Consider the following 26557-nt stretch of genomic DNA (forward strand, 5'->3'; position numbering starts at 1 on the left):
GTTCCGGGTTATCAGGGGGTTGCCAGATCCTGCGCGCTGCGCTCGATGATCACCCCGACCGCGCGCGCGCCGCGCACCGCACCGGGCTTGCTCAGTTTCAGGCGCAGCCATTGCACATTGAATTCACGCAGCACGATCTCGGCGATGCGCTCGGCCAGTGTTTCGACCAGGCCGAAGTCGGACTCGCGCACGAACTGGTCGATCCGCTTGCTCACCGCCTTGTAGTTGAGCGTATCGGCGATGTCGTCGCTGGCAGCCGGGCGGCGGTTGTCGAAGCCCATTTCCAGGTCGAAACGCAGGGTCTGGCGGATCCGCCGTTCCCAGTCGTAGATGCCGATCAGGGCATCGATCTCGAGCCCTTCGATGAATACCTTGTCCATAGCCATGCCACGTGGAAGATGTCGGACATGGTAACGGGCCGGCCCGGAACGTGCCGGGAACCGGGGGCAGGCGCCGTGGTGCAGCGCCCGAGGTGGAAAAGACAAAGGGCCCCTTTCGGGACCCTTTGCTTACCTCTTGTCCCCGGGGGGAGATGGGATTCCCATCCGCGAGTCCCGGTGGCGCGTAGGCAGAAAATTACGGGGCCGGCACGACCACGTCAACCTTTGTTGACGCAAAACGGGACGGGGCGCGTTGTTTGCGATGCGTCAATTGAACGCGGCAATCGAATGATGAAAAACGGTAGTCAGAACAACCACACGACGGCCGGATTCCCGATGCCCGGCATCTGGCCACACTCGTAGCCTCGATCGTCAGCAGGGACCAGGGATGCCGTGACCATGCAGATCGAGGATGCCGTGAAGCGGGCGCTGTCAGCCGACCGGATGGGGACGTACGAGAACGCCGTAGCCAGCCTCGATGTCCGCAGTACCCCGCTTGAACTGTACGTGTGGAATGCCCACATCTCCGCCGCTTTCCTGATTCCGCTGCACATCGGTGAAGTGGTCATCCGCAACGCGGTTTCGGATGCACTGACCCGGATTCATGGACCACGCTGGCCGTGGGTGCAGGGCTTCGCCGACAGCCTGCCCAGTCCAACCAGCGGCTACAACCCACGCCGCGAGCTGCAGCGCGCGGTCGCACGCTGCAGTCACGGCACCCCGCAGCTCATTCCCACGCTGAGCTTCGTGTTCTGGCAGAAGATGTTCACGCAGCGGTTCGACGTACGGGTGTGGTCGCGTTGCATGGGGACCGTACTTCCCGGCGCCAACACCGCTGCGCCCCGGCATGTCACCCGCGCACGCATACACAACGATCTGGAGCAGATCCGGCGGCTGCGCAACCGCATCACCCATCATGAACCCATCTTCGCGCGCGCCCTGGGCGAAGATTTCGCCGCCATCCAGCGGCTAGTGGCACTGCGCTGCACACGCACCGCCGATTGGATGGCCGGGCATGAGGCCGTGACCCCGCTGCTGCGCAATCGCCCGCCCTGACCGGCGGCGTAGTTACACCGCCGGCAGCGTCGCCATGTCCCAGCGCGGGGTGACCTGTACCTGCGGCGGGTTGTGCTGGCCGGCCTGCAGGCGCAGGGCGCCGGCGAAGGCGATCATGGCGCCGTTATCGGTGCACAGCGACGGGCGCGGGAAGCAGGCGCGGCCGCCACGGCGGGCGGCCATCTGCTGCAGCTTGGCGCGCAGGCGCTTGTTGGCGCCCACGCCGCCGGCCACCACGATCACATCGGTGCCGGCCGCATCCAGCGCGCGCTCACACTTGATGGCCAGCGTGTCGACCACCGCGTCTTCAAAGCCACGGGCGATGTCGGCGCGGGTCTGTTCGCTCTGGTCGCTGTCACGCCAGGCCAGCAGCACCTGGGTCTTCAGGCCGGAGAAGCTGAAATCCAGCCCAGGGCGATCGATCATCGGGCGGGTGAACTTGAACCGGCCCGGGGTGCCGCGCTCGGCCAGCGCGGCCAGCTGCGGTCCGCCCGGGTACGGCAGACCCATCAGCTTGGCGGTCTTGTCGAAGGCCTCGCCGGCGGCGTCGTCCAGGGTCTCGCCAAGCAGGCGGTACTGGCCGATCCGGTCCACGGCGACCAGCTGGGTATGCCCACCGGACACCAGCAGGGCCACGAACGGCGCCTGCGGCGGGTCGTCTTCCATCAGCGGGGCCAGCAGATGCCCTTCCATATGGTGTACGCCGACCGCCGGCACCTCCAGCGCCCAGGCCAGCGACCGGGCCACGCCCGCCCCGACCAGCAGCGCCCCGACCAGCCCGGGGCCGGCCGTATAGGCCACCCCGTCGATATCGGACACGCCCATCCCGGCGTCGGCCAGGGTCTGGCGGATCAGCGGCAGCAGCTTGCGCACGTGGTCGCGGCTGGCCAATTCAGGCACCACCCCGCCGTACTCGGCATGCAGGGCGATCTGGCTATAGACCGCATGGGCGCGCAGTGCGTCCGGGCCGGCCAGGTCGGTGTCATACACCGCCACGCCGGTCTCATCACAGGAAGATTCGATACCAAGGACTCGCATAACGCGTATTATGGACCGCTTGAGGCCCCGGCAGCGTTACCGCCAGCCCACCCGACACCACCTGTGGCCAAGAAGTTCGCCGGGGTGGGTTGCAACTTCTTTTGCCGCCGCTATAATGTGCGGCTCTCACCGGGTGTGACCCGGTTCTACTGTGTCCCGGAGATTCCATGCCCAGCGTTAAAGTCCGCGAGAACGAGCCCTTCGAGTTTGCGCTCCGTCGCTTCAAGCGCACCTGCGAAAAGGCCGGCGTGCTGGCCGAAACCCGCAAGCGCGAGTTCTACGAAAAGCCGACCCAGGAGCGCAAGCGTAAAGCTGCTGCTGCTGTGAAGCGTCAGCTGCGTCGCTCCTCGCGCGACGTCACCAAGCGTCAGCGCCTGTACTGATCTACGCAACTTCGATGCGGCAGGCCCTGTGTCTGTCGCGGCGGAGCCGAAGCCGGAACGCGCGAGCGTTACCGGCTTTTTGCGTTCCAGCCTGTCGGGGTCCCTCCCCGCTCTTTTGACCGATACGAGGTGTTCCATGAGCCTGAAACTGCAGCTCACCAACGACATGAAGGCCGCCATGAAGGCCGGCGAGAAGCACCGTCTTGGCGTCATCCGCCTGATCAACGCCGCCATCAAGCAGCGTGAAGTGGACGAGCGCATCGAGCTGGACGACGCCGCCGTGCTGGCCGTGCTGGAAAAGATGGTCAAGCAGCGCAAGGACTCGGTCAGCCAGTTCGAAGCGGCCAACCGCGAAGACCTCGCCGTGATCGAGCGCGAGGAAATCCTGGTGATCGACCAGTACCTGCCGGCCAAGCTGGGCGAAGCGGAGATCGTGGCCGCCATCCAGGCCGCCATCGCCGAAACCGGTGCCGCCAGCCCGGCCGACATCGGCAAGCTGATGGGCGCGCTGAAGCCCAAGCTCGCCGGCCAGGCCGACATGGGTCTGGTGTCCAAGCTGGTCAAGCAGCAGCTCGCGGGTTGATTGGCCGAGGTGGCGACCCACGGTCGCTGCCTCCCGCAACGCCCCGGTCGGTGCGCGCACAACCGCGCCCACCGACCGCACGTTTCACCCCGCCTTCGACCCTGCCCTGCTAAAAAAAGGCATGTCTTCGCTGCCGCCTCCCCCTGCATCCGAGCCCGCGCCCCACCACCATGGTGTGCCGCCGCGCCTGCACAAGTACGTCGACCGGCTGCAGCGCAGCTTTCCGATGGCTGTGGGCAAACGTTTCGTCGATATCGACGTGCTGACCCAGGCCGCCTCGGTCTCGTTCTATGCCCTGCTCTCGATGGCCCCGCTGCTGGTCCTGCTGCTGTGGCTCACCGCCTCGTTGTACCCGCCGGCACAGCAGGCGCTGATTGCGCAGATCAACGATGTGGCCGGCAGCAGCGCGGCCACCGTGGCCGATACCGTACTCAAGAACGCCGACAATCAGCCCGACGTGGGCTCGCTGGCCGGGGTGTGGAGCACGCTGCTGCTGTTCATCGGTGCCACGGCGGTGTTCGCGCAGCTGCAGAACGCGCTGAACCTGATCTTCAACACCAGCGGCGAGCGTCTGGAGGGCATCGTGGCGTGGCTGCGCAAGCGGGTGTTCTCCTTCGGCGTGGTGCTGGCGCTGGGCTTCCTGCTGATCCTGTCGATGACCGCCACCACCATGCTGCAGGTGGCCTTCGCGCAGCTGCCCTCGGTGCTGCCGGCGATCGGTTACCTGACCAGCCTGGCGCTGTACACGGTGGGCTTCGCCTTCCTCTACCACTACCTGCCCGACCGCCGCGTGGCCTGGCGCCAGGCCTTCATCGGCGGGGCGATCACCTCCGGGCTGTTCGCGTTGGGCCGGTATGCGATCGGCCTGTACATCGCCACCGTCGCCCCGGGCAGTGCGTACGGTTCGATGGGTGCGCTGGTGATCTCGCTGGTGTGGATCTATTACGCCACCGTGGTGTTCTTTGTCGGCGCGCTGATGACCGCGGTGATCGACGAGCGCCTACGCGCCCGTTTTCACCTCGCCCAGGCCGGTATCGCCGCACCGGACCCGGGCGCAGCGACCGGCAGCTAGTAGACTAGTCCGACCCCCGCTTCCGTGCATGGCCGCCATCGGCCCTGCTCTTGCCTGCTGCCCATGGCCCGTATCCCCGACGCATTCATCGACGACCTGCTGGCCCGCTCCGACATTGTCGAGGTGGTGGGCAGCCGCGTTCCGCTGAAACGCCAGGGCAAGGAATATGCAGCACGTTGTCCGTTCCATGACGAGCGCTCGGCATCGTTCACGGTCTCCCCGACCAAGCAGTTCTATCACTGCTTCGGCTGCGGCGCGCACGGTACGGCGATCAGTTTCCTGATGAATTACGACCGCCTCGAATTCCTCGATGCGGTCGACGAGCTGGCCAAGCGCGTGGGCATGGACGTGCCGCGCGATACGCAGCCGCGTACCGCCCAGCAGCAGGACGACAGCCGCGAGCTGTATTCGGCGCTGGATGCGGCCACGCGCTTCTTCCAGAAGTCGCTGGAGGAAAGCGACAAGGCGCGCGCCTACCTGGACCAGCGCGGCGTGGACGAGGAGAACCGCGCGCGGTTTGCGATCGGCTACGCGCCCGATGGCTACAGCGCGTTGAAGGACGCGCTGGGCAAGGACGAGCGGCGCATGAAGCTGCTCGACCGTGCCGGGTTGTTCTCCAAGAACGACCGCGGGCATGTCTACGACAAGTTCCGCGACCGGGTGATGTTCCCGATCTTCGACCGCCGTGGCCGGGTGATCGCCTATGGCGGCCGGGTGATGGAGAAGGACGACGGCCCCAAATACCTCAACTCGCCAGAGACCGCACTGTTCCACAAGGGCCGCGAGCTGTACGGCCTGTGGCAGGTGCGCCAGGCCAACCAGAAGATCGAGCGGTTGATCGTGGTCGAGGGCTACATGGACGTGGTCTCGCTGTTCCAGTACGGGGTGACCCAGGCGGTGGCCACGCTGGGCACGGCGACCACCCCGGAGCATGCCGAACTGCTGTTCCGCAACGCGCCGGACGTGTTCTTCTGCTTCGACGGCGACGCCGCCGGCCGCCGCGCCGGCTGGCGCGCACTGGAGTCGGTGCTGCCGCGCATGAAGGATGGTCGCCAGGCCTTCTTCCTGTTCCTGCCCGATGGCGAAGACCCGGACACGATCGTGCGCAAGGAAGGCAGCGAGGCCTTCGACGTGCGCCTGAAGCAGGCCACGCCGCTGTCGCAGTTCTTCTTCGACGAGCTCACCCGCGAGGTCAACATGGCCACGCTGGATGGCAAGGCACGGCTGGCCGAACGGGCCAAGCCGATGCTGGCGCAGATTCCCGACGGTGCCTTTGGCGACCTGATGAAGCAGCAGTTGGCCACGTTGACCGGACTGGGTGCCCGGCCGGGCGCGGCCACGCCGTCCGGGCGTCCGCCCTCGCGCCCGATTGCCCCGACGCAGCGGCGCAGCCTGGTCCGGGCCGCCATCGCGATCCTGCTGCAGCAGCCATCGCTGGCGATGACCCTGGAAGGCCACCACTTCGACGGCCTGCGCCTGCCTGGCATCGAGCTGCTGACCGAACTGTTGACCCTGGTCGAACAGCGCCCGGACATCACCACCGGCGCGCTGCTGGAGCATTTCGAGGGCCGCGAAGAACAGGCGTCCCTGCAGAAACTGGCCGCCCATACCCAGCCGGGCGATKAGGCGATGTGGACCGAGGAACTGCACGATGCGGTGGCCCAGCTGGAAAAACAGCTGATGCGGCAACGCATGGATGAGCTTCAGGCAAAGCAGAGCCAGCAGGGCCTGGACGATACTGACAAGTACGAGCTGCGCGAACTGCTCAAGGCGCGCAGTACCATCCGCTTCTAGACGACGGAGCAGCCGTGGCGTCCCCCACCGTGAATCCCGCTGCATCGTTGTTGCGTTACTGCCGCCCTTGCGTTGTCGCCTGCCTGCTGGCGCTGGCCCTACCCGCCTGGGCCGGGGAGCTGCCCTTCGCGCAGCCACAGCCGCAGCTGTACACCGCCGGCCAGCCCAGCGCCGTCCAGTTGCAGCAGGCAGCCAAGGCCGGGGTCACCACCGTGATCGACCTGCGCCAGCCCGATGAAGATCGCGGCTTCGATGAAACCGCGGCCGCCGAACGCCTCGGCCTGCGCTATGTGCGCATCCCGGTGGCCGGTGCTGCCGGCCTGACCCAGGCGAACGCCCGCGCGCTGCGCACCACGCTCGCCCAGAGCACCGGCCCGGTGCTGCTGCACTGCGCCTCCGGCAACCGTGCCGGCGCGCTGCTGGCGCTGCTGCAGGCGCAGGACGGGGCAACCGTCGAGCAGGCGCTGGAACTGGGCCGCCGCGCCGGCATGACCTCGCTGGAAGCACCCACCCGCGTACTGCTGGAAAAGGACGCGGCGCGATGAACCCACGTGTCCTGTCCCACCTTCTTCCCTGCTCTACAGGAGCCTGCCCACCATGACCCGCTGGTGGTCGCGCCTGCGACCGGACACCTTCACCCTCGCCCTGCTCGGCACCGTGCTGCTGGCCTCCTTCCTGCCGATGCACGGCGCGGCGGCCATGGTGCTCGACGATGTCACCGACGTTGCCATCGCCCTGCTGTTCTTCCTGCACGGCGCGCGCCTGCCACGCGAATCGATCATGGCCGGTGTGCTGCACTGGCGCCTGCACCTGACCATCCTGGCGTGCACCTTCGTGCTGTTCCCGCTGCTGGGGCTGCTGTTCAAGCCGCTGGACGGCTGGCTGCTTACCCCGGAGCTGTACATCGGCGTGCTGTTCCTGTGTGCGTTGCCGTCCACCGTGCAGTCCTCGATCGCCTTCACCTCGATAGCGCGCGGCAACGTGCCCGCCGCGGTGTGCAGCGCCTCGCTGTCGAGCATCCTCGGCGTGTTCCTCACCCCCTTGCTGCTGGCGCTGCTGGCCGGCACCGAAGGCGGCATGCACAACCCGGTGCAGGCCATCGCCAGCATCATGCTGCAGCTGTTGGTGCCGTTCGTGGCCGGCCATCTGCTGCGCCCGTGGATCGCCGGCTGGGTGGAGAAGCAGCGCGCGCTGCTGCGTTACACCGACCAGGGCACGATCCTGCTGGTGGTCTATTCCGCCTTCGGTGAAGCCGTCAGCGAAGGCCTGTGGAGCAAGACGCCGCTGCTGTCGCTGCTGACCGTGGCGGTCGTGGCCGCCGCGCTGCTCGGCATCGCGATGCCGCTGATCCGCTTCATCGCCCGCCGGTTGGGCTTCAACCGCGAAGACGAGATCACCATCCTGTTCTGCGGGTCCAAGAAGAGTCTGGCCACCGGTGTGCCCATCGCCAAGGTGTTGTTCGCCGGCGGCAGCCTGGGCGCGATCGTGTTGCCGATCATGATCTACCACCAGATCCAGCTGATCGTCTGCGCGATGATCGCCCAGCGCTATGCGCGCGATCCCATTGAGCCGGCGCCAACCGTCCGCCCGGAGTGAATCGCGCCACGTTCGCGGACATGCCTTCGTCAGGGTCGTTTTCCAAACGACTGCCGATACCGTAGCTCGGCGCGATGTCAGCGTGATCTCAGCGGTCGGCCAGGGTGGCAACGCTCAAGGCGGGCATCCATATCCACAGGTCGTACTGGCGATCCGCTTCTGTATATTCTGTCGCCGCGCGCGGCGGACGCTCGATCAGCGGCACTGCGCGGCACGGCCGAAAACACGCCCAGAAATGGCCGCGCAGCGCTTCCAGACGCACGCTGTACAGCGGCAGGTCCAGCAGGTACGCGGCCATCGTCTTCTGCATGTCTGGGGCCGCATCGACCGACCGGGTGCGCATGGCATGCACGTTGCCCGTCAGCACCAGCATCCGTGCATCGGCAGGCAGCGCACTGAACTGCTGGCGCAGGTGCGTGGCCATGGCCGCATCGCGCTGGTCACTGCTGGTGGAGGTGCCGGTTTCGTTGTCATAGCCGGCCACGCCCACATCGCGGCCCTGGGCCCGCAACACACGGACCGCCTCGATCAGCGCGAGCATGTCGCGGCTGCGCCGGCCGTCATGCTGATCGTCCTTCACCACCCAGAACGGCGATGTGCGCAGCGTCGCGCGCGCGTCTTCATCGCCGTCCGAGCGCAGGTAGCGGGCCAGTGCGACGTTCTCGCTCATCGGCAGTTCCAGCGCCAGCCGCACGGCCGATGTGTTGCGGCTGTAGCGCTCCATCAGGTCGGCCACCAGCAGCGGCGTTTCGGCGGTGCCATGGTATTCGCCGAGCACGACCAGGCGGTGGTCGCCGGCGTGCCGCATGATCTGCGTGACTGTCTCATCGGGTGCAGGCGCGGCAATCGCCGCGCTGCACAGCAGTGTCAGGGCCAGTACTGCGCTTCGCATCCATCGTTTCATGCCGTCACGTCCTGTTCGGTCATGACAGCAATGGCGACGTTCGCGGGAAATTCAATGTGTCGCGGCGCACGGATTGAGGTGTCACGGCCAATGGTCGTGACCTACGGCGGGTGAAGGCGTGGCAGCCATCACCGCCCCGGCAGGTACCGACCGTTGGTCGGTACGGCGCCCGCGCTATCTGCTCCCTTACAACCAGGGCAGCATCCAGTGGTCCACCATCAGGAACGCGAACAGCGCCATCAGGTAGACGATGGAGTAGCCGAACATCTTCATCGAGAACAGCTCGTCCGGCGGGTTGAGCATGCGCCAGGCGTACCAGAGGAAGACCGCGTTGAGCACGATCGCACCGCCCAGGTAGAACATGCCGCTCATCCCCACCACGACCGGAAGGATGCTGACGACGGCCAGCGCGATCGAATACACCATGATCGACTTGCGCGTGTAGACCACGCCATGGGTCACCGGCAGCATCGGGATCTCCGCCTTGGCGTAGTCCTCGCGACGGAATATCGCCAGCGCCCAGAAATGCGGCGGGGTCCAGATGAAGATGATCAATACCAGCAGCGACGCATACGCCCAGTCCCACGGGCCCTGCATGCCGGTGATCGCCGCCCAGCCGAGCATCGGCGGCGTGGCGCCGGCGAGGCCACCGATGACGATGTTCTGCGAGGTCGCGCGCTTGAGGTACACGGTGTAGATCACCGCGTAGCCGATCAGCGAGGCGAAGGTGAGCACCGCAGTGATGACGTTGACCCAGACCACCAGGATCGTCATCGACAGCGCGATCAGCAGGCCGGCGAACACCAGCACCTGCCACGGCTTGACCTTGCCCACCACCAGCGGGCGCCACGAGGTGCGCGCCATCTGCGCATCGATGCGCGCATCCAGCAGCTGATTGATCGCCGCCGCGGCCGAGGCGGCCAGCCAGATGCCGAGGAAGCCCAGCGCGCCGTCCAGCGCCTGCTGCGCGGTCGGCAACCCGGGGATGGCCAGGAACATGCCCACCAGCGCGGTGAACACGATCAGGGCGACGACCTTGGGCTTGGTCAGGTCCCAGTACTGACGGTAACTGGCCATGCCGTCAGCCTGCCTGCACGGCAGACGCCGCGGCGCCGGTCTTGCCGTCCGCATCCGGCGCGCGCAGGCGCGCCAGCAACGTCACCAGCACGAACAGCAGTGCCACGGCGCCACCGCTGTGCGCGACCGCTACTTCCAGCGGCACCGCCAGCTTGACGTTGAGGATGCCCAGGGTGATCTGCAGCACAACCAGCAACCCCAGCGCGCTGGCCCAGCCGCGCATGCTGGGCAGCTTGAACAGGCGCACCGACAGCCACAGCAGATACACCGCCACCACGATCGCCATCATCCGGTGCGCCAGCTGGATCGCGATCCGCGAGGCGCCATCAAGCACGCCCCCTTCGTAGTCCACGCCGATGCCACGCCACAGCGTGAAGCCTTCCTTGAAATCATGCTGCGGCCACCACTGGCTGACGCAGCGCGGGAAGTTGTCCAGCGAAGCGCTGCCACCGCCGCACGCCAGCGCGGCGTAGTTGGCACTGACCCAACCGCCCAAGGCAATCTGCAGCACCAGCACGGCCACGCCGAGGCGGAGCAGCGACGTCAGTTTTGGTGCTTCCACCAGCGTGATCGGCATGTGCGTCGCGCGCCAGGCCATCCACACCAGCAGACTGAACATCAACATGCCGCCGAGCAGATGGCCCATCACCACAATCGGCTTGAGCAGCCAGGTCACCGTCCACATGCCCAGCAACGCCTGGAAGATCACCACCGCCAAGGTCAGCAAGGCGGCACGGGCCAGGTCGATGTTGTTCCAGCGCAGCGCGGCGATCAGCAGGATGGCCTCGCCAAGGATCGCCAGGATGCTGGCCGGCACGTGCATGCCCATCATGTAGAGCGGTATGCCGGTAGCCACCAGCACGCACGCGGTCACCACCGCGGTGCTGCCCCAGCGACGACGACGCGTGGCCAACAGCGCCAGGGTGAGGATCTCGATGCCGAGCGCGCCGGCCAGGAAGCGGTGGACCTGCTCGCGCCACGCCTTGTGGGTTTCCAGCGGACGGATCTTGGCCGCTTCATGGCCCACCACGTCGGCGGCATGCTGCGGCCAGGTGACCCGGCCATAGCAGGTCGGCCAGTCCGGGCAGCTCAGGCCCGCATCGGACAGGCGCACGAACGAACCGAACATGATCGTGCTGGCGGTCATGATCAGCGCAAACCACGCCAGACGGTGGAAATTGCGGTGCAGCACCGGGCGTGCGGGAAGGCTCATCTAAACGGAACTCACTTCAGTTTCAGCAGCGTGGCCAGGTCTTTGCGCAGACCAGCCATATCGAATCCCGGTGCGTAGCGCATGATCACGAAACCGTTGGGGTCGATCACATACACCGGCGTGCCGGCGGCGTCATCCACGGCGGGAAGGGCAGAACGCAGGGCCGACTGGTCGCGCAGCGCGCGCAATGCGGGCAAGCCCTGGACCTCGGCCGGCGGCGTGCCCAGCCACAGGATCTCGACATTATCGGCGTTATGCCCGAACAGCTGCCACACCTTGCCCAATCCCTGCGACAAAGTGACGCACTCGCTCGTACAGCCTGCAGACGGGACCACCAGGATGCGCCAGGTGCGTGCATCGGGATTCCATGCATACACCGTGCCATCGGCCAGTAGTGGCGGATGCTGGCGAAGGTCCACGGGCGGCTGCAGCAGCTGGCCGCTGTTGCGGTGCGCGGTGGGCTGCCAGCCGGAAAAGCGCAGCACGCCGGCCAGGGCCATCGCGCCGAAGAACAGCGCGAACAAGGCGATCAACGTCCAGCGGCCGCGTGAGCGCGAGGGCAGCCGATCCTGGGAAGTGGCATTCATAGGCGGCATTTTCTCATGTTGGGACGCTCAGCGCCGGGAACCGGCGGCGGGGCGGCGACGTTGGCGGAATTCCAGGACCAGCGCGACCACCAGCACGGTCAACGCCAACCCGAACCATTGCACCGCATAGCCGAGATGGCGGCTGGGCGGCAGCGTGTTGGGCAGCAGCTCCAGATCACGCGCATAGCCACCGGGCAGGGCCGGATCCAGTCGCAGCACACGCTGCGGCAGGCTGTGCGCCGGCAGCGTGAGCGCGGTGGCGAGGGGGTCGGCCGGCATGCGATTGGCCAGCCATACGCCAGGCTGGTCGGTGGCCGACAGCACCGGCCCCAATGCCAGCCCGGTGGCCGGGGCCGGCGCCAGCAGGCCGGCCACGTGCGCTGGCCCGGCCAGCGCTGGCAGATGCGGCAGAAGCCGGTCCGGCGGCATCGGCACCCAGCCCCGATCGACCAGCACGCGCGCACCGTCGTCGCTGCGGAACGGCTGGTAGACCTTGATCCCGGCGCGGCCTTGCCGGGTCTGGTTGTCGAGCAGGATCAGGCCGGGCAGGAACGTTCCCTGGTCCTCGATCCAGCGCAATACCGGCGGGGCGGCCAGTGCCTGGCCCAGTTGCATGCTCTGCGCGCGTGCCGGCACCTGCTGGGCCAGCAGCGCCTCTTTCTGGTGCATGCGCTGCAGTTGCCAGCGGCCGAGCTGGCAGAAGCACACGATCACCACGACCGCCGCCACCCAGCCAATCAGGCGTGTGTGCTTGCGCATCATGACAACGGCGACCAAACGCGGTGATATAGGCGTACCCGCCCTGCCATCGAGCCGCGCATGAATGATTCGTTGAAGACCCTGCTGGTAATCGCGTTTCTGATCGTCATCGTCTGGAATCTGGGCGCCGGGCTGTATTACCTGCTGGTCGATCGCGGCCAGACCAAGCGCACCGTCAATGCGCTCACCCGCCGCATCGCGGTGTCGGTGGCGCTGATCGCGCTGGTGGCCATCGGCATCTACACCGGCTGGATCAAACCCCACGGCATCGGCGGCTGAAACCGCACCCGCGTCGGTGCGGCACGGTGTCGCCCCGACGCTACAGCACGTAGACGAACAGGAACAGCATCAGCCACACCACGTCCACGAAGTGCCAGTACCAAGCAGCCGCCTCGAAACCGAAATGGTTGTCGCGGGTGAAGTGCCCCTTGGCCGAACGCAGCCACATCACGCCGAGCATGATCGTGCCGAGCAGCACGTGCGCGCCGTGGAAGCCGGTGAGCATGAAGAACGTCGAACCGTAGATGCCCGAGCCCAACGTGAGGTTGAGTTCCTTGTAGGCGTGAATGTATTCCTCGGCCTGCAGGGTAAGGAAGAACACGCCCAGTACGACGGTCAGCCCCAGCCAGATCAGCAGCTGGCGGCGATGGCCAGCCTTGAGCGCGTGGTGGGCGATGGTCAGGGTGACGCCGGAGGTGAGCAGGATCAGCGTGTTGATCAGCGGCAGGCCCCAGGCCGGAATGGTCTGGAAGTAGCCACCGATCGCGCCCGGGCCATTGGTCGGCCACGCCGCCGAATAGCCGGTCCACAACAGCTCGTTGGTCATCACCCGGTCGCCCTCACCGCCCAGCCACGGCAGGCCCAGGTTGCGGGTGTAGAACAACGCGCCGAAGAACGCACCGAAGAACATCACTTCGGAAAAAATGAACCAGACCATGCCCATGCGGAACGAGCCGTCGACCTGGCGGTTGTAGCTGCCGGCCTGGGATTCGCGCACCACATCGCTGAACCACCAGAACAGGGTCAGCACCAGCATCGCGATGCCGGTGTAGAAGGTCCACTTGCCCCAACTGGAATCGTTGAGCCAACTGGCCACGCCAACCATGGTCACCATCATCGCAATGGAACCGATGAACGGCCATTTGCTGTGCGTGGGCACGAAATACACGGTGGCATCGGGACTTTGCTGGGCCATGGTCTCAGGATCCGGTGCGTATCAGGGAGCGGCGTGCGCGCCAACCGGCACCGCAGCGGCGGCGGGCAGCTGCGCGGACAGCGCGTCGTTCTTGTAGAAGGTATAGGACAGGGTGATGGTCTTGATGTTGGCCGGCAGGTCCGGGTCGACGATGAAGCGCACCGGCATGTCGCGCTTCTCGCCGGCCTGCAGGGTCTGCGCGGTGAAGCAGAAGCACTCGGTCTTGCTGAAGTAGCCCGACGCCTTGGCCGGTGCCACCGACGGTACCGCGCTGCCGACCAGCGCGCGGTCGCTGTCGTTGCGCGCGAAGTACAGCGCTTCGTTGAGCTCGCCGGGCACCACGTCCATGGTCAGTTGCTCGGGATGGAACGCCCAGGGCAGCTTGGAGTTGACCCCGCCATCGAATTCCACCCGCACGGTGCGCTTGCCGGTGGTGACCGCGCCGCCGGCAGCCGCACCCGGACCACGCTCCAACCGCACGCCGAACACCTTCTCGCAGGCGATCCGGTACAGCGGCACCAGCGAGAAGGTCAGCACGAACACCGCCAACGCCACCCCGATCAGGCGGGGCAGCCCCGCCGTGCGCGAGGGAGTGGCCGGGCGGACCTCGCTCATCGCCCGATCACCCCGCTGAGGATGAAACCGACATACACCGCCACCGCCACCAGCCCGACCTTCCAGGCGGTGCGCTGCGCGCGGCGACGTTGCAGGGCCTGTGCATCCAGGGAGTTCGAAGGGGAGTCCATGTGGGCCTCAGTGGGTCACGTCGTCGTGGGCCAGATCACCCGGGCGGATGGTCGGCGGCGTGGTGAAGGTATGTGCCGGCGCGGGCGAGGGAATCGTCCATTCCAGTCCACGTGCGCCTTCCCAGGCGCGGGCGGCGGCCTTCTCGCCGTTGCGCAGCGAGGCCAGCAGGATCGCGGCCATCATGAAGGGCGTGGCGAACATGCCGAACGCACCGATCGAGCTGATCATGTTCCAGTCGGCAAACGCCACGCTGTAATCGGGGATGCGCCGCGGCATGCCGGCCAGGCCGAGGAAGTGCTGCGGGAAGAACAGCAGGTTGACGAACACGATCGACCACCAGAAATGGAACTTGGCCCACTTCTCGCTGTACATGCGTCCGGTCCACTTGGGCCACCAGTAGTACACCGCCGCGATCAGCGCGAACACCGCGCCGGTCACCAGCACGTAGTGGAAGTGCGCCACCACGAAATAGGTGTCGTGGTACTGGAAGTCGGCCACCACGATGGCCAGCATCAGCCCGGAGAACCCGCCGATGGTGAACAGGATGACGAAGGCCACCGCCCACAGCATCGGCGCTTCGAAGGTGAGCGAGCCGCGCCACATCGTGCTGACCCAGTTGAACACCTTCACGCCGGTGGGGATGGAGATGAGCATCGTGGCGAACATGAAGTAGATCTCACCGCCCAGTGGCATGCCCACGGTGAACATGTGGTGGGCCCAGACGATGAACGACAGGAACGCGATCGCCGCCACTGCATAGACCATCGCCTGATAGCCGAACAGCGGCTTGCGGCTGAAGGTGGGGATGATCTCGCTGACCACGCCGAACGCCGGCAGGATCATGATGTACACCTCCGGGTGGCCGAAGAACCAGAAGATGTGCTGGAACATCACCGGGTCGCCCCCGCCGGCCGCGTTGAAGAAGCTGGTGCCGAAGAACTTGTCGGTGAGCAGCATGGTGACCGCACCGGCCAGCACCGGCATCACCGCGATCAGCAGGAACGCGGTGATCAGCCAGGCCCAGCAGAAGATCGGCATCTTCAACAGGTCGATGCCGGGCGCGCGCATGTTGAGCACGGTGGCGATGATGTTGATCGCGCCCATGATCGAACTGATGCCGGCCACATGGATGGCGAACACGCTGAAGGCCACGTTGTAGCCGCCCTGCAGCGACAGCGGCGGGTACAGGGTCCAGCCACCGGCAGGCGCGCCACCGGGCAGGAACAAGGTGACCAGCAGCAGGCTGAAGGCCACCGGCAGCAGCCAGAACGACCAGTTGTTCATGCGCGGCAGGGCCATGTCCGGCGCGCCGATCTGCAGCGGGATCATCCAGTTGGCCAGGCCGACGAAGGCCGGCATCACCCCGCCGAAGATCATCACCAGTGCATGCACGGTGGTCATCTGGTTGAAGAACTCGGGCTTGACGAACTGCAGGCCCGGTTGCATCAGCTCGGCGCGGATCACCACGCTCATGGCCGCGCCGATGATGAACATGATGAAGCTGAAAAGCAGGTAGAGCGTGCCGATGTCCTTGTGGTTGGTCGAGAACAACCAACGCTCCACAAAGCTCTGCTGATGCCCGTGGTGCCCGTCGTGGTCAACTGCGGAATGCGCCATCGCAACTACACCTCACTGGATCCGGTGGTACCCGCGCCTGCCGGTTGGCAGGCGCGGCTCGATTTCAGGCGTTGCTGTCTGCCGGGGCTGCAGCGGCAGGTTCCGGCGCAGCCGCCGGAGCCGCCTCGACCGGGGCCGGTGCCGGTGCGGCCGGAGCAGCTTCCGGCGCCGGGGCCGGTGCAGGCTTGCGCGAGGCCAGCCACTTCTTGAAGTCTTCCTTGGACACCGCCTCGACCACGATCGGCATGAAGCCATGGTCCTTGCCGCACAGCTCGGCACACTGCCCACGGTAGACGCCGGGTTTTTCGATGTTGGTCCAGGCTTCGTTGATGAAGCCGGGAATGGCGTCCTGCTTCCAGCCCAGCGCCGGCACCCACCAGGCGTGGATGACGTCGTCGGAGGTGATCACGAAGCGCACCTTGGTATCCACCGGCAGCACCAGGCGGTTGTCCACCTCCAGCAGGTAGTGCGGATGCGATGCCAGCGTGGGCACCTTGCCGCTCTGCCGGACCCGGTCGGACTCGCGGTCCAGGCGACTGGTGAAGGTCACGTCCTCGCCCAGGTACTCGTACTTCCACATCCACTGGTAGCCGGTGACCTTGACGGTCATTTCCGAATCGCGGGTGTCGTAGAACTTGATCAGATTGGCCGTGGCCGGCCACGCCATCACCACCAGGATGATCACCGGGATCACCGTCCAGACGATTTCCGCCTTGGTGTTGTGGCTGAAGGTGGCCGCGACGGCGCCCTTGGATTTGCGGAACTTGAAGATGGCATAGAACATCGCGCCGAACACGAGGATGCCGATGATCGTGCACACCCACAGCGAGAACAGGTTGGATTCCCAGGCCAACCGCGAGCTCTGGGTCACCCCCTTGCCCATGTTCAACTGCCACGGTTTGGGGTCGGCCGCCTGGGCCCACGCCAATGCGGGCGCCAGCAGCGCGGCCCCGCTTGTTGCTGTCTTCCCGAACGTACTGCCCCACTTGATGCGTTGCTTCATTGCCTAGACCCTTAGCGTCGTCGGTTGCAGCCATCGCTGGCCGCGAGCAAGCCTTCTAGTTTCTGAGCCAGTGCCCTGCGTTCGGCCGGTGCGAGGAAAGCCCCCACTTCCACCTGCCTGCCACTGGACGCCAGCCGGACCCTCCGCTCGTCGGCGATCAGGCGTACCCAATGCGGGTGCGCGCTGAACACCGGCGAGTGCCCGGGTGCGGGGATGACCTCCACACACGCCGGAACCACCCGGATTTCTTCCTGCCGTTCTCCACTACGCCACACACTACGCAGTGCCGCTGCCAGCAACAGGCTGTACAGCAGCGCGAACAACGGGGCGAACACGTTGCCGGCCAGCCAACCCAGGCCGGCCGCCAACCCCATCCCCCCGCACAACACAGCAAACAACAGGACGAACTGCCGGGCATCGAGCGCCCGTGGGGGACGCAGCCGCAGTCGCGTCCCTGATCCGTCCGGAGCTGTCAGCACCTCGATCATGTCGCAACCGCGTTTTCCTGCCGCGGGAAACGTCTCGATGGTAGCCCTGCACTCGCGACAGTAGCAAGGGTCCATTCACACTTTCAGGAATGGTGCAACACAGCATGGACATCGGCGGCGCTTTTGCCGAAATCAGCACAAATTATGGCGACCCCGGCTAGTCCGGCGAATCCCTTTGTATGAAAGGCTATCGCCGCTATGGACAGCACGCCTGAATTTGCTTGCCGAGCTCAAAAAGCGATTAAAATGGTCAAGTTTTCCACGAGCCGACCGGCATGACCGCACCCTCCGCACCGATTCCTGCCCCGGCCCCGGCCGGCGCTCTCCGTCCGCCGCTGCTGTCGCCCGAGCTGCCGACGCCTCCCCCCGCGTTTCGTCAGGCCATCACCGATGCCTGGATGAAGGACGAGGCCAGCCATGTGCGCGAACTGCTGGAGCAGGCCCGCCTGCCGGCCGCCGAGCAGGCGCAGGTGCAGGCCGTGGCCGCCGACCTGGTCGCGCGCGTTCGCGTGCGCGCCAAGGACCAGGGCGCGATCGAAGCCTTCATGCGCCAGTACGACCTGGGCAGCGAAGAAGGCGTGCTGCTGATGTGCGTGGCCGAAGCGCTGCTGCGCATCCCCGACCAGGACACCGCCGACAAACTGATCCGCGACAAGCTCGGCGATGCGGACTGGAAAAAGCACATGGGCGGCAGCGATTCGGTGCTGGTCAACGCCTCCACCTGGGGCTTGATGCTCACCGGCCGCCTGGTGCAGATCAACGATGCCACCCGCGCCGACGTACCGGGTGCGTTCGCACGTCTGATCGGCCGCGTGGGCGAGCCGGTGATCCGCCTGGCCGTGCGCCAGGCGATGAAGATCATGGGCCACCAGTTCGTCATGGGCCGCACCATCGACGAAGCGCTGTCGCGCTCGCACAAGGGCGACAACGCCAACTACCGCTACTCGTTCGACATGCTCGGCGAAGGCGCGCTGACCATGAAGGACGCCAAGCGCTACCTGGAAGACTACCGCCGCGCGATCCACTCCATCGGCGGTGACCACAAGGCACGCGGCGGGCGCCCGGACGGCGACGTCAACGCTGCGCCGGGCATCTCGATCAAGCTCTCCGCGCTGTACCCGCGCTACGAGCACGCCAAGCGCGCGCGCGTCATGGCCGACCTGGTCCCGGGCGTGCTGGAACTGGCGCAGCTGGCCAAATCCTATGGCATCGGCTGCACCGTGGATGCCGAGGAAACCGACCGCCTGGAGCTGTCGCTGGACATCATCGAAGCGGTGGTCACCGGTGCCTCGCTGGTGGGTTGGGAAGGCTTCGGCGTAGTCGTGCAGGCCTACCAGAAGCGCACGCCGTACACGATCGATTACCTGGCCGATCTGGCCCGCCGCATCGGTCGCCGCCTGCAGGTGCGACTGGTCAAGGGCGCGTACTGGGACGCGGAAATCAAGCGTGCGCAGATCGACGGCCTGCCGGCCTACCCGGTGTTCACCCGCAAGCAGAACACCGACGTGTCCTACCTGGCGTGCACCAAGCGGTTGTTCTTGCATGCCGATGCGCTGTACCCGATGTTCGCCACGCACAACGCGCACACCATCGCCGCCGTCAAAACGATCGCCAAGGGTGGCCAGTACGAGCACCAGAAGCTGCACGGCATGGGCGATGACCTGTACGCCGAAGTGGTGCCGGCCGATCGCCTGAACGTGCCGTGCCGCGTGTACGCACCGGTCGGTTCGCATGAAGACCTGCTGCCGTACCTGGTGCGCCGCCTGCTGGAAAACGGCGCCAATTCCAGCTTCGTCAACCGCATCACCGACGACAGCGTGGCCATCGGCGACCTGATCCGCGATCCGGTCGAGGCGGTGTCCTCGTTCGCCTCCATTCCGCATCCGAAAATCCCGCTGCCGGTCGATCTGCTGCGCAGCCAGAACCATGACAGGAAGAACTCCATGGGCGTCAATCTCGCCAACGACAACGATCTGCGCGCCCTGGCCGAGCAGCTCAACGCCGCCGTAAAGCCTTGGCACGCCGCACCGCTGGTGCCCGGCGCCAGCCCGACCGGCGCGCTGTTGAACGTCACCAACCCGGCCGATACCCGCCAGGTCGTCGGCCAGTGGCAGCCGGCCGACAGCGCCACCGTCGAAAAGGCGCTGGCCAATGCCGTCGCCGCGCAGCCGACGTGGAACCGCACCCCGGCCGCCAGCCGCGCGGCGATCCTGGAACACGCCGCCGACCAGCTCGAAGCGCGCCTGCCCGAGTTCATGGCGCTGTGCGTCAAGGAAGCCGGCAAGAGCCTGCCCGACGGCATCGCCGAAGTGCGTGAAGCGGTCGACTTCCTGCGCTATTACGCCAAGCAGGCGCGCGAGCAGTTCGGCCATGCCGAAAAGCTGCCCAGCCCCACCGGTGAGTCCAACGAACTGCAGCTGCATGGCCGCGGCGTGTTCGTGTGCATCAGCCCGTGGAACTTCCCGCTGGCGATCTTCCTGGGCCAGGTGGCCGCTGCGCTCGCCGCCGGCAACAGCGTCATCGCCAAGCCGGCCGAACAGACCAACCTGATCGGCTACTACGCAGTAAAGCTGCTGCTCGAGGCTGGCGTACCCGAAGGCGTGGTGCAGTTCCTGCCCGGCGACGGCGCCACCGTCGGTGCCGCGCTCACCGCCGACCCGCGCGTGGCCGGCGTGGCCTTCACCGGCTCCACCGACACCGCCCGCGCGATCAACCGCGCGATGGCCGCACGCGATGCCGCCATCGGCGTGCTGATCGCCGAGACCGGCGGCCAGAACGCCTTCATCGCCGACTCCTCGGCGCTGCCGGAACAGCTGGTCAAGGACGCGATCGGGTCGGCGTTCACCTCTGCCGGCCAGCGCTGCTCGGCCGCGCGCGTGCTGTTCGTGCAGGACGACATCGCCGACAAGGTGATGACCATGCTGTCCGGCGCGATGGCCGAACTGAAGGTCGGCGACCCCGGCCTGCTGTCCACCGACGTGGGCCCGGTGATCGATGCCGACGCGCTGCAGATCCTGCAGGACCACGCCGTGCGCATGGAAAAGGAAGCACGCCTGATCGCCGCCGCCGAACTCAGCGAAGCGGCCGCGCATGGCACGTTCTTCGCCCCGCGTGCGTACGAACTGAAGAACCTGGACCAGCTGCACAAGGAAATCTTCGGGCCGGTGCTGCACGTGATCCGCTGGAAGGGCGACCAGCTCGACGCGGTGATCGACCAGATCAACGCCACCGGCTACGGGCTGACCCTGGGCGTGCATTCGCGCATCGATGAAACCGTGGATCGCATTTCCTCGCGCATCAATGTGGGCAACGTGTATGTCAACCGCAACCAGATCGGTGCGGTGGTCGGCGTGCAGCCGTTCGGCGGCCAGGGTCTTTCCGGTACCGGGCCGAAGGCCGGCGGTCCGCACTACCTGCTGCGCTTTGCCACCGAAAAAACCGTCACCGTGAACACCACCGCGGCCGGCGGCAATGCCTCGCTGCTGACGCTGGGCGATTGATCCACGGCGTCATCTGTTGAACAAAAAACCCCGCGAAAGCGGGGTTTTTTGTGGGTTTCATCTGGGTCAACGAATGGCCCGTCAGCGGCCGGCGTTACGGGGCGTCGATCGACTCGATCTCATCGCGCATGAACAGTTCTTTGCCCATGTAGCGCTCGAACTTGATGCGGCCGAAGCCGGCCGCGTACCAGCCTTCGATGCGGTTGTCCTCGAAGGTCGCGCTGACGTGGCAGGTGTCCTTGAAGGTGCGCGGCTGACCATCGATCTCCACGTCGACGTCTTCGAAGCCGACGAAGGTGTAATCGGAGAAGCCATCGAAGTCGAGCGGTTCGACGGTGTCTTCGACGTGATGGGTGCGCTCGCCCTTCCCGGTGTACTGGAAGCGGTCGCCCGGCTTGGCTGTCTGCGGGAACGTCGGCGCGGGCTTGAAGGTGTCGGTCATCACCGGCTTGGACGCATCGCCACCCCAGGCGGAGATGCCATAACGGTCCTGGCCGAGGAAGGCACGCCCGCTGGCATCGAAGTAGCTGGCAGTACCGATACCGCCGCCTGCGCTGTTGACCTTGATCGCGTGCTGGCCGGCGAAGGTCGACTTTTCGATGGTCAGCGTTTCATCGGCGGTGGACCAGGTCAGGCCCGGGGTGAGGGTGAAACACGCGGCGAAGTCGGCGGCGCATGCAGGGGCGGACAGTGCGGCCAACCCCAGGAAAAGGGTGGAACGAAACGCGAGAGGCGACATGTACAGATCCTTGTCAAAACAGCATGACCCACCGTGCGGGGGCGGTGCGGAATTGTACGCGCTGCGTCTGCGTGGACGGCGCCTGAAACGCGCAGTGCCACCGCTGCCATGGGCCAACCTCGTGGCAGAATCCGGCCATACGCACTGCCCTGCTCCCGGCCTTGCTACTGGTGTCGATGCCCGGGCACATGGCGATCGGACGTTCATCGCGCAGCTGCGGCAGGGGCGGCGCGAAGCGGCTCGGCGATCAGGGGCGCATCGGCTGGGCAGCCATCGATCTGGGCACGCACAAACAGAAGGCCCCGCTTTCGCGGGGCCTTCTGCCATTCAAACAACCGGTGCGGCTAGGTCGATCAGAACTTGTAGTTGAACGACGCGGCCAGCACGTCGCCGCGCACCTTGTACTTGCCGGTGAGCGAGTTGCCCTGGTTGTTGGTGGTGCCGGCGATGTTCACGTCCGGATCCTTGGTGAACAGATGGGTGTAACCGAAGTTGTATTCGATGTTCGCCGACGGGGTCCAGCCCACGCCCAGCGACAGCCACTTGCGGCTGGTGTCGGGCACGCGCACGTCGCGGTGGGCGTTGGTGGTCGGGGTCTGGTCCAGCGCGACACCGCCGCGCAGGGTGACGGTATCGCTCAGCTTGAAGTCGGTACCCAGCGAGACGAAGGTCGTATCGCGGTAGCCGAATTCCAGCACCGAGTCCGGCTGCGCCGAGGCGTAGTCGATGGTGACCTGATCGAACGCGGTCGACCAGGCAGTGCGGGTGACATCACCCATCACGGTCCAGCGGTCGTTGACGTTGTGGGTCACGCTCAGGGTGGCCGAGGCCGGCAGGGTCAGGGTGGCCTTGCCCGAGGTGCTGGTGAAGCGACCCGGCTGTGCCACGGCCAGCACGGCAGCGGCGTTGGCCGGCACGTCGAAGGTAGCGTCGCCACCGGTGATCTTGTGCTCGACCTTGGACCGGTAGCTGATACCGATGTGGGTGTTCTCATCGGGGCTGAACAAGCCACCGACGGTCCAGCCCACGGCGTTGTTGTCGCCTTCCACGGTCAGCTTGCCATCGGCGCTGCCCGGGGCGAAGCCCGGCACGCGCGACTGCGCCAGCGCGGTGCCGAAGTCGATGTTGTTGCTCAGTTCGATGGTCAGGTGTTCAACGAACACCGACGCGCCGAAGGACACGTACGGGTTGACGTCGTAGGAGGCGGCAAAGCCCAGGTCGATCGCCTTCAGGTCGGTCTTCAGGCCGCTGTAACGGCCGACCCACGCGTTGTCGTACTGGGTCTTGAAGCCGAACGGAGCGGTCAGCGACACGCCGAAGTGGGCCTGTTCGCCGATCGGCATGTGGAAGTACGCAGCCGGGACCGGAGCGATCATGCCTGCGTCGCCGCCGTCACCGCCGGTCTGCGGCTGGCCGGTCGGCTTGCGGCCAGTGCCGCTGAACTTGGCCGAGAAGCTGATGGCGCTCAGGTCACCCTGGATCTGGGTGCCTTCGAGCTGGCGCATGCCAGCCGGGTTGACGGCGATGATCGAGGCGTCGCCCTCGGCGCTGCCGGAACCGGCAAAGGCGCGGCCGAGGCCCTTGGCGCTGTTTTCCTTCAGCTGGAAGGCGGCAGCGTTGACGTGGCCGACGGCCAGGACACCGGCAATGCCGACGGCCAGGGCGGTGACGCGGGCAAGCGTGGAAGCGGTATGCATGTTTGGTTCTCTCCGGAATTGCGGTGATGTTTGGCAACGTGCGCCTGCGTCGTCCCTGCCTTTCGGTGGAGACAACGCGCCGGATTCCCCTCCCGACATACGACGCCGTATTGGAGTATACCCAGACCGGTTAATGAAACAATAACGGACTGCCCCCTTGTGGCTATTCAGGCTGAACCCGTCAATGCCCCATCACGGGCGTCGCCGCGCTAGGCTAGCGCACCCATGTTCGTGTCGATCCCCTCCCGCAAGAAGTCCGCCTTCCGCTGGGCTACCCCGCTGCTGTTCGCCGCCCTGTGGGTGGCGTTCCTGTGGTCGATCTCGCGTCCGGACGATGCCCGCCGCAGCCTGTGGCTGGACTGGGGCGCCCTGTCCACCGGCCTGACCCACCCGCTGGACTGGTGGGCCACCCTGCAGGACGGCAGCGTGCTGCGCCTGTTCACCGCCCTGTTCCTGCATGCGGACTGGTCGCACCTGCTGGGCAACCTGGTGTTCCTGCTGATCTTCGGGCTGCCGGCCGAGCGCGTGCTGGGGCCGTGGCGGCTGATCCTGCTGTTCCTGGTGGGCGGGGCCATTTCCAACCTGACCGCGATCTACACCATGGGCAGCCCGGATCAGATCATCATCGGCGCCAGCGGCGCGGTGTCGGCGCTGATCGGTGCCTACCTGGCCCTGTTCCCAGGCGCGCGGCTGGGCGTGGTGATCCCGCTGGGCCTGTTCCTGGAGTTCGTGCGGGCGCCGGCCTACCTGCTGATCGGGGTGTGGGCGGCGCTGCAGGTGGTGTTCGCCTATATCGGCCCGAGCTTCGGCATGGTGGCCTGGTGGGCGCACATCGCAGGCTTCGTGTTCGGCCTGGCCTACGGGGTTTATGTGCGCGCGGCGATCGCGCGTCGGCTGCGCAAGCGCCACGGGTTCTAGGCCGCGCCGACGCATGACGCGTTGGCCGGCCACACGTCCGGTCGGACGCACCGGGTAGTGCCGGCCGCTGGCCGGCTCCACGGATAGTCGGATCAACCCGGGTAATGCCGGCCGTTGGCCGGCGCCTCATGCGGTTGGGTGCATGCAGAGCCGGCCAGCGGCCGGCACTACCGGTCAGGGTTTGGCCGGCGTATCCAGCGGCTTTGCTTCCGGCTTTGCTTCCGGCTTCTTCTGCGCGGCTGCCTTGGCGGCCTCTGCCTTCTGCTTTGCCAGCACCGAACCCGGCTGCTTCAACTCGGCCAGCGCGTCGTTGATCGGGCCGTCGCCCGGCAGCACGTCGCCGGCCTTGTAGCCGTCGCCGCCTTCCTCGTCACCGCGGAGGTGGCCCGGCAGGGTGGCTTCGCTGTAGTCGGCCAGGCTGGCCGGCAGGGCGTCGTCACCCGGCTGCCTCTCCGGCTGCAGCAGCACGTCGGGCACGATGCCGGTGGCCTGGATGGACTTGCCGCTCGGGGTGAAGTAACGCGCGGTGGTCAACTTCACCGAGTCGCCGTTGTCCAGCGGCAGCACGGTCTGCACCGAGCCCTTGCCGAAGGTACGGCTGCCGACCACGCGCGCACGGCCGTTGTCGCGCAGCGCGCCGGCCAGCACTTCGGAGGCGCTGGCCGAACCGGCATCGGCCAGCACCACCACCGGTGCGCCCTTGAGCAGATCGCCCGGGGTGGCATCGAAGCGTGCATCGCTGATCGAGATGCGGCCCCGGGTGCTGACGATGTTGCCCTTGTCGAGCAGGTCATCGGCCACCTGCACCGCCGCGGTGAGCAGGCCGCCGGGGTTGCTGCGCAGGTCAAGCACCACGCCCTTGAGCTTGCCGCCGGCCTGCTGCTGCAGCTGGCCGACATGCTTCTGGAAATCGGCGCCAGTGTCGGCCTGGAAGGTGCTCAGGCGGATGTACCCATAACCCGGCTCCAGCATGCGGCTGCGCACGCTGGTCACACGGATGGTCTGGCGGGTGACGGTAACGTCGAACGGCTTGGCCCTGCCTTCGCGCACCAGGGTCAGCACCACCTTGCTGCCGGCCTTGCCACGCAGCGGCTCGGTGGCCTGGATGGCACTGATCGGCTTGCCGTCGATGGCGATGATCAGGTCGCCGGCGCGGATCCCGGCGCGGGTAGCCGGGGTGTCGTCGATCGGCGAGATCACTTTGAGGCTGCTGTTGTCCGGCTGCTGCTGCAGCTCCACGCCGATACCGTCGTAGGCGCCGGTGGCCTGTTCGTCGAAGGCCTCGGCGTCTTCCTTGTCGAAATAGGTGCTGTGCGGATCCAGGTCGAGCAACAGGCCACGGATGGCCGATTGCATCAGCTTCTTGTCATCCACCGGGTCCACGTAGGCGGCGCGGACCGCGTTGTAGACCGCCACGTAGCGCCGGATTTCCTCCAGCGGCACTTTCGATGTCACCGCCTCTTCGCTGCTGGCGGCATCGCTGGCGCTGCTGGCAGCCTCGCTGGTCTGCTGCGCCCAGGACACAGCGGGCAACAGGGCCAGCAGCAAGGTGGCGGAACGGGCTACGCGCATGAAGCACTCCAGGTCGGCGGGGGACGGAAAACACGCACTGGGTGCGTCGCCCGATTATGCGCGAAGCGACGATAAATTCCCGTTGAACCCGGCGCGCATGGACAGCGCGCCGTTGGGCTGGGTGTCAGCGACGCTGCAGCCAGCTGCCCGGATCGACCGGCTGCCCGTTGCGGCGCAGCTCGAAATACAGCGCGGTCACGCCCTGTCCACCGGAGTTGCCGACCTTGGCCACCGGGTCGCCCTTCTTCACCGTGGCGCCGGCGTCGCGCAGCAGGGTGTCGTTGTGCGCGTACAGGCTCATGTAGCCGTTGCCATGGTCGACGATCAGGATCATGCCGTAGCCGGTCATCCAGTCTGAGAACACCACCGTGCCATCGGCCACGGCAGTGATCGTGCTGCCGGCAGCGGCGCCGATCAGCACGCCGCTGCTGGTGCGCCCATCGGGCAGCTTGCCGCCGTAGCGGGCCAGCAGGTTGCCCGACAGTGGCCAGCCCAGCCCGCCCACCTTCGGCGGCGGGGCCGAGGCCACGGCCGGCGGGGTCTTGCCCGGGCGCGGCGGCGGACGGGTGCCGTTGGCAGCCGCGGCTTTCTCGGCCTTGTCGGCGGCGGCCTTCTCCGCGGCCGCGCGGCGTGCGGCGG

Annotated in this window: 27 protein-coding genes; 10 read left to right on the forward strand and 17 right to left on the reverse strand. The window is 66.6% G+C overall.

The window, feature by feature from the left end; all coding sequences use genetic code 11:
* Positions 1–11 precede the first annotated feature (11 nt).
* A complete protein-coding gene (gene folB / locus AC1DR7_RS15390; RefSeq protein WP_457318046.1) occupies positions 12–380 on the reverse strand; it encodes a dihydroneopterin aldolase in 369 nt (122 codons plus the stop codon).
* Positions 381–779: 399 nt separating this feature from the next.
* Between folB and AC1DR7_RS15395 the strand changes: the two genes are divergently transcribed.
* The gene (locus AC1DR7_RS15395; RefSeq protein WP_457318045.1) at positions 780–1436 is read left to right on the forward strand and encodes a hypothetical protein; all 657 of its coding nucleotides are present in this window, start codon (positions 780–782) and stop codon (positions 1434–1436) included.
* Positions 1437–1448: 12 nt separating this feature from the next.
* Here the strand turns inward: AC1DR7_RS15395 and tsaD are convergent, their stop codons facing one another.
* Positions 1449–2474, reverse strand: coding sequence for a tRNA (adenosine(37)-N6)-threonylcarbamoyltransferase complex transferase subunit TsaD (tsaD, locus tag AC1DR7_RS15400; RefSeq protein WP_256775048.1), 1026 nt, complete (start codon positions 2472–2474; stop codon positions 1449–1451).
* Positions 2475–2641: 167 nt separating this feature from the next.
* On the opposite strand from tsaD, the gene rpsU reads away from it, so the two are divergent.
* From rpsU to AC1DR7_RS15430, 6 genes are all read left to right on the forward strand, one after another.
* On the forward strand, positions 2642–2857 hold the full coding sequence (gene rpsU, locus AC1DR7_RS15405; RefSeq protein ID WP_002808376.1) for a 30S ribosomal protein S21: 216 nt from the start codon (positions 2642–2644) through the stop codon (positions 2855–2857).
* Between the two features lie 136 nt (positions 2858–2993).
* Entirely contained in the window at positions 2994–3440 is a 447-nt protein-coding gene (locus tag AC1DR7_RS15410) for a GatB/YqeY domain-containing protein (protein ID WP_256775047.1), read from the forward strand.
* A 226-nt stretch (positions 3441–3666) separates the two neighbouring features.
* Positions 3667–4512: a YihY/virulence factor BrkB family protein gene (locus AC1DR7_RS15415; RefSeq protein WP_457318044.1), complete on the forward strand. Its 846-nt coding sequence runs from the start codon at positions 3667–3669 to the stop codon at positions 4510–4512.
* Positions 4513–4575: 63 nt separating this feature from the next.
* Positions 4576–6306 carry a DNA primase gene (dnaG, locus tag AC1DR7_RS15420; protein WP_478076547.1) on the forward strand — a complete coding sequence of 577 codons (1731 nt, stop codon included), beginning with the start codon at positions 4576–4578 and terminating at the stop codon, positions 6304–6306.
* A gap of 50 nt (positions 6307–6356) precedes the next feature.
* Positions 6357–6851 carry a protein tyrosine phosphatase family protein gene (locus AC1DR7_RS15425; protein ID WP_457318054.1) on the forward strand — a complete coding sequence of 165 codons (495 nt, stop codon included), beginning with the start codon at positions 6357–6359 and terminating at the stop codon, positions 6849–6851.
* Between the two features lie 52 nt (positions 6852–6903).
* Positions 6904–7902 (forward strand): bile acid:sodium symporter family protein, encoded by a 999-nt coding sequence (locus tag AC1DR7_RS15430; protein WP_256775045.1) that lies wholly within the window; start codon positions 6904–6906, stop codon positions 7900–7902.
* 88 nt (positions 7903–7990) lie between these two features.
* Here the strand turns inward: AC1DR7_RS15430 and AC1DR7_RS15435 are convergent, their stop codons facing one another.
* The 5 genes from AC1DR7_RS15435 to AC1DR7_RS15455 all read right to left on the reverse strand — a co-directional run bounded on the left by AC1DR7_RS15435 (position 7991) and on the right by AC1DR7_RS15455 (position 12445).
* Positions 7991–8794 carry a calcium-binding protein gene (locus tag AC1DR7_RS15435; RefSeq protein WP_478052776.1) on the reverse strand — a complete coding sequence of 268 codons (804 nt, stop codon included), beginning with the start codon at positions 8792–8794 and terminating at the stop codon, positions 7991–7993.
* 198 nt (positions 8795–8992) lie between these two features.
* Positions 8993–9883: a heme o synthase gene (gene cyoE / locus AC1DR7_RS15440; RefSeq protein WP_256775043.1), complete on the reverse strand. Its 891-nt coding sequence runs from the start codon at positions 9881–9883 to the stop codon at positions 8993–8995.
* A 4-nt stretch (positions 9884–9887) separates the two neighbouring features.
* Positions 9888–11096: a COX15/CtaA family protein gene (locus AC1DR7_RS15445; RefSeq protein WP_478051356.1), complete on the reverse strand. Its 1209-nt coding sequence runs from the start codon at positions 11094–11096 to the stop codon at positions 9888–9890.
* Positions 11097–11107: 11 nt separating this feature from the next.
* Positions 11108–11692 carry a hypothetical protein gene (locus AC1DR7_RS15450; RefSeq protein WP_457318040.1) on the reverse strand — a complete coding sequence of 195 codons (585 nt, stop codon included), beginning with the start codon at positions 11690–11692 and terminating at the stop codon, positions 11108–11110.
* Positions 11693–11710: 18 nt separating this feature from the next.
* On the reverse strand, positions 11711–12445 hold the full coding sequence (locus tag AC1DR7_RS15455) for an SURF1 family protein (RefSeq protein ID WP_478051357.1): 735 nt from the start codon (positions 12443–12445) through the stop codon (positions 11711–11713).
* Positions 12446–12502: 57 nt separating this feature from the next.
* On the opposite strand from AC1DR7_RS15455, the gene AC1DR7_RS15460 reads away from it, so the two are divergent.
* A complete protein-coding gene (locus tag AC1DR7_RS15460; protein ID WP_070208839.1) occupies positions 12503–12721 on the forward strand; it encodes a twin transmembrane helix small protein in 219 nt (72 codons plus the stop codon).
* A 40-nt stretch (positions 12722–12761) separates the two neighbouring features.
* Here AC1DR7_RS15460 and AC1DR7_RS15465 read toward each other — a convergent pair whose 3' ends face one another.
* The 6 genes from AC1DR7_RS15465 to AC1DR7_RS15490 all read right to left on the reverse strand — a co-directional run bounded on the left by AC1DR7_RS15465 (position 12762) and on the right by AC1DR7_RS15490 (position 17492).
* Positions 12762–13637 carry a cytochrome c oxidase subunit 3 gene (locus tag AC1DR7_RS15465; RefSeq protein WP_478051358.1) on the reverse strand — a complete coding sequence of 292 codons (876 nt, stop codon included), beginning with the start codon at positions 13635–13637 and terminating at the stop codon, positions 12762–12764.
* A gap of 21 nt (positions 13638–13658) precedes the next feature.
* Complete coding sequence (locus AC1DR7_RS15470; RefSeq protein WP_478051359.1) at positions 13659–14252, reverse strand: cytochrome c oxidase assembly protein; 594 nt, start codon at positions 14250–14252, stop codon at positions 13659–13661.
* The gene (locus AC1DR7_RS15475; protein WP_256775037.1) at positions 14249–14383 is read right to left on the reverse strand and encodes a hypothetical protein; all 135 of its coding nucleotides are present in this window, start codon (positions 14381–14383) and stop codon (positions 14249–14251) included. The genes AC1DR7_RS15470 and AC1DR7_RS15475 overlap by 4 nt, the downstream gene beginning before the upstream one ends.
* Before the next feature lie 7 nt (positions 14384–14390).
* Positions 14391–16001: a cytochrome c oxidase subunit I gene (gene ctaD, locus AC1DR7_RS15480; protein ID WP_256775036.1), complete on the reverse strand. Its 1611-nt coding sequence runs from the start codon at positions 15999–16001 to the stop codon at positions 14391–14393.
* 64 nt (positions 16002–16065) lie between these two features.
* On the reverse strand, positions 16066–17004 hold the full coding sequence (coxB, locus tag AC1DR7_RS15485; RefSeq protein ID WP_256775035.1) for a cytochrome c oxidase subunit II: 939 nt from the start codon (positions 17002–17004) through the stop codon (positions 16066–16068).
* Between the two features lie 11 nt (positions 17005–17015).
* Positions 17016–17492, reverse strand: coding sequence for a DUF2244 domain-containing protein (locus AC1DR7_RS15490; RefSeq protein WP_256775034.1), 477 nt, complete (start codon positions 17490–17492; stop codon positions 17016–17018).
* A 275-nt stretch (positions 17493–17767) separates the two neighbouring features.
* Here AC1DR7_RS15490 and putA point away from each other — a divergent pair, with 275 nt between their 5' ends.
* Positions 17768–20992, forward strand: coding sequence for a bifunctional proline dehydrogenase/L-glutamate gamma-semialdehyde dehydrogenase PutA (putA, locus tag AC1DR7_RS15495; RefSeq protein ID WP_478052777.1), 3225 nt, complete (start codon positions 17768–17770; stop codon positions 20990–20992).
* A 94-nt stretch (positions 20993–21086) separates the two neighbouring features.
* On the opposite strand, the gene AC1DR7_RS15500 is transcribed toward putA, so the two are convergent.
* Entirely contained in the window at positions 21087–21731 is a 645-nt protein-coding gene (locus tag AC1DR7_RS15500; protein ID WP_457319559.1) for a hypothetical protein, read from the reverse strand.
* Between the two features lie 353 nt (positions 21732–22084).
* Complete coding sequence (locus tag AC1DR7_RS15505) at positions 22085–23428, reverse strand: outer membrane protein transport protein (protein WP_256775031.1); 1344 nt, start codon at positions 23426–23428, stop codon at positions 22085–22087.
* Between the two features lie 225 nt (positions 23429–23653).
* Here AC1DR7_RS15505 and AC1DR7_RS15510 point away from each other — a divergent pair, with 225 nt between their 5' ends.
* The gene (locus AC1DR7_RS15510) at positions 23654–24346 is read left to right on the forward strand and encodes a rhomboid family intramembrane serine protease (RefSeq protein WP_256775030.1); all 693 of its coding nucleotides are present in this window, start codon (positions 23654–23656) and stop codon (positions 24344–24346) included.
* Positions 24347–24520: 174 nt separating this feature from the next.
* Here AC1DR7_RS15510 and AC1DR7_RS15515 read toward each other — a convergent pair whose 3' ends face one another.
* A complete protein-coding gene (locus tag AC1DR7_RS15515; RefSeq protein ID WP_457319561.1) occupies positions 24521–25918 on the reverse strand; it encodes a S41 family peptidase in 1398 nt (465 codons plus the stop codon).
* A 124-nt stretch (positions 25919–26042) separates the two neighbouring features.
* Positions 26043–26557, reverse strand: a 515-nt coding sequence (locus AC1DR7_RS15520) for a murein hydrolase activator EnvC family protein (RefSeq protein WP_478076548.1), incomplete at its 5' end; no start/stop codon positions are given.

The organism is Stenotrophomonas sp. P5_A9, from assembly GCF_056400525.1.

Excerpts from the sequence above, each read along its gene's own strand:
- folB (WP_457318046.1), bottom strand. The coding sequence starts at position 380 with ATGGACAAGGTATTCATCGAAGGGCTCGAGATCGATGCCCTGATCGGC.
- AC1DR7_RS15395 (WP_457318045.1), top strand. The coding sequence starts at position 780 with ATGCAGATCGAGGATGCCGTGAAGCGGGCGCTGTCAGCCGACCGGATG.
- tsaD (WP_256775048.1), bottom strand. The coding sequence starts at position 2,474 with ATGCGAGTCCTTGGTATCGAATCTTCCTGTGATGAGACCGGCGTGGCG.
- rpsU (WP_002808376.1), top strand. The coding sequence starts at position 2,642 with ATGCCCAGCGTTAAAGTCCGCGAGAACGAGCCCTTCGAGTTTGCGCTC.
- AC1DR7_RS15410 (WP_256775047.1), top strand. The coding sequence starts at position 2,994 with ATGAGCCTGAAACTGCAGCTCACCAACGACATGAAGGCCGCCATGAAG.
- AC1DR7_RS15415 (WP_457318044.1), top strand. The coding sequence starts at position 3,667 with ATGGCTGTGGGCAAACGTTTCGTCGATATCGACGTGCTGACCCAGGCC.
- AC1DR7_RS15430 (WP_256775045.1), top strand. The coding sequence starts at position 6,904 with ATGACCCGCTGGTGGTCGCGCCTGCGACCGGACACCTTCACCCTCGCC.
- AC1DR7_RS15435 (WP_478052776.1), bottom strand. The coding sequence starts at position 8,794 with ATGCGAAGCGCAGTACTGGCCCTGACACTGCTGTGCAGCGCGGCGATT.
- cyoE (WP_256775043.1), bottom strand. The coding sequence starts at position 9,883 with ATGGCCAGTTACCGTCAGTACTGGGACCTGACCAAGCCCAAGGTCGTC.
- AC1DR7_RS15445 (WP_478051356.1), bottom strand. The coding sequence starts at position 11,096 with ATGAGCCTTCCCGCACGCCCGGTGCTGCACCGCAATTTCCACCGTCTG.
- AC1DR7_RS15450 (WP_457318040.1), bottom strand. The coding sequence starts at position 11,692 with ATGCCGCCTATGAATGCCACTTCCCAGGATCGGCTGCCCTCGCGCTCA.
- AC1DR7_RS15455 (WP_478051357.1), bottom strand. The coding sequence starts at position 12,445 with ATGATGCGCAAGCACACACGCCTGATTGGCTGGGTGGCGGCGGTCGTG.
- AC1DR7_RS15460 (WP_070208839.1), top strand. The coding sequence starts at position 12,503 with ATGAATGATTCGTTGAAGACCCTGCTGGTAATCGCGTTTCTGATCGTC.
- AC1DR7_RS15465 (WP_478051358.1), bottom strand. The coding sequence starts at position 13,637 with ATGGCCCAGCAAAGTCCCGATGCCACCGTGTATTTCGTGCCCACGCAC.
- AC1DR7_RS15470 (WP_478051359.1), bottom strand. The coding sequence starts at position 14,252 with ATGAGCGAGGTCCGCCCGGCCACTCCCTCGCGCACGGCGGGGCTGCCC.
- AC1DR7_RS15475 (WP_256775037.1), bottom strand. The coding sequence starts at position 14,383 with ATGGACTCCCCTTCGAACTCCCTGGATGCACAGGCCCTGCAACGTCGC.
- ctaD (WP_256775036.1), bottom strand. The coding sequence starts at position 16,001 with ATGGCGCATTCCGCAGTTGACCACGACGGGCACCACGGGCATCAGCAG.
- coxB (WP_256775035.1), bottom strand. The coding sequence starts at position 17,004 with ATGAAGCAACGCATCAAGTGGGGCAGTACGTTCGGGAAGACAGCAACA.
- AC1DR7_RS15490 (WP_256775034.1), bottom strand. The coding sequence starts at position 17,492 with ATGATCGAGGTGCTGACAGCTCCGGACGGATCAGGGACGCGACTGCGG.
- putA (WP_478052777.1), top strand. The coding sequence starts at position 17,768 with ATGACCGCACCCTCCGCACCGATTCCTGCCCCGGCCCCGGCCGGCGCT.
- AC1DR7_RS15500 (WP_457319559.1), bottom strand. The coding sequence starts at position 21,731 with ATGTCGCCTCTCGCGTTTCGTTCCACCCTTTTCCTGGGGTTGGCCGCA.
- AC1DR7_RS15505 (WP_256775031.1), bottom strand. The coding sequence starts at position 23,428 with ATGCATACCGCTTCCACGCTTGCCCGCGTCACCGCCCTGGCCGTCGGC.
- AC1DR7_RS15510 (WP_256775030.1), top strand. The coding sequence starts at position 23,654 with ATGTTCGTGTCGATCCCCTCCCGCAAGAAGTCCGCCTTCCGCTGGGCT.
- AC1DR7_RS15515 (WP_457319561.1), bottom strand. The coding sequence starts at position 25,918 with ATGCGCGTAGCCCGTTCCGCCACCTTGCTGCTGGCCCTGTTGCCCGCT.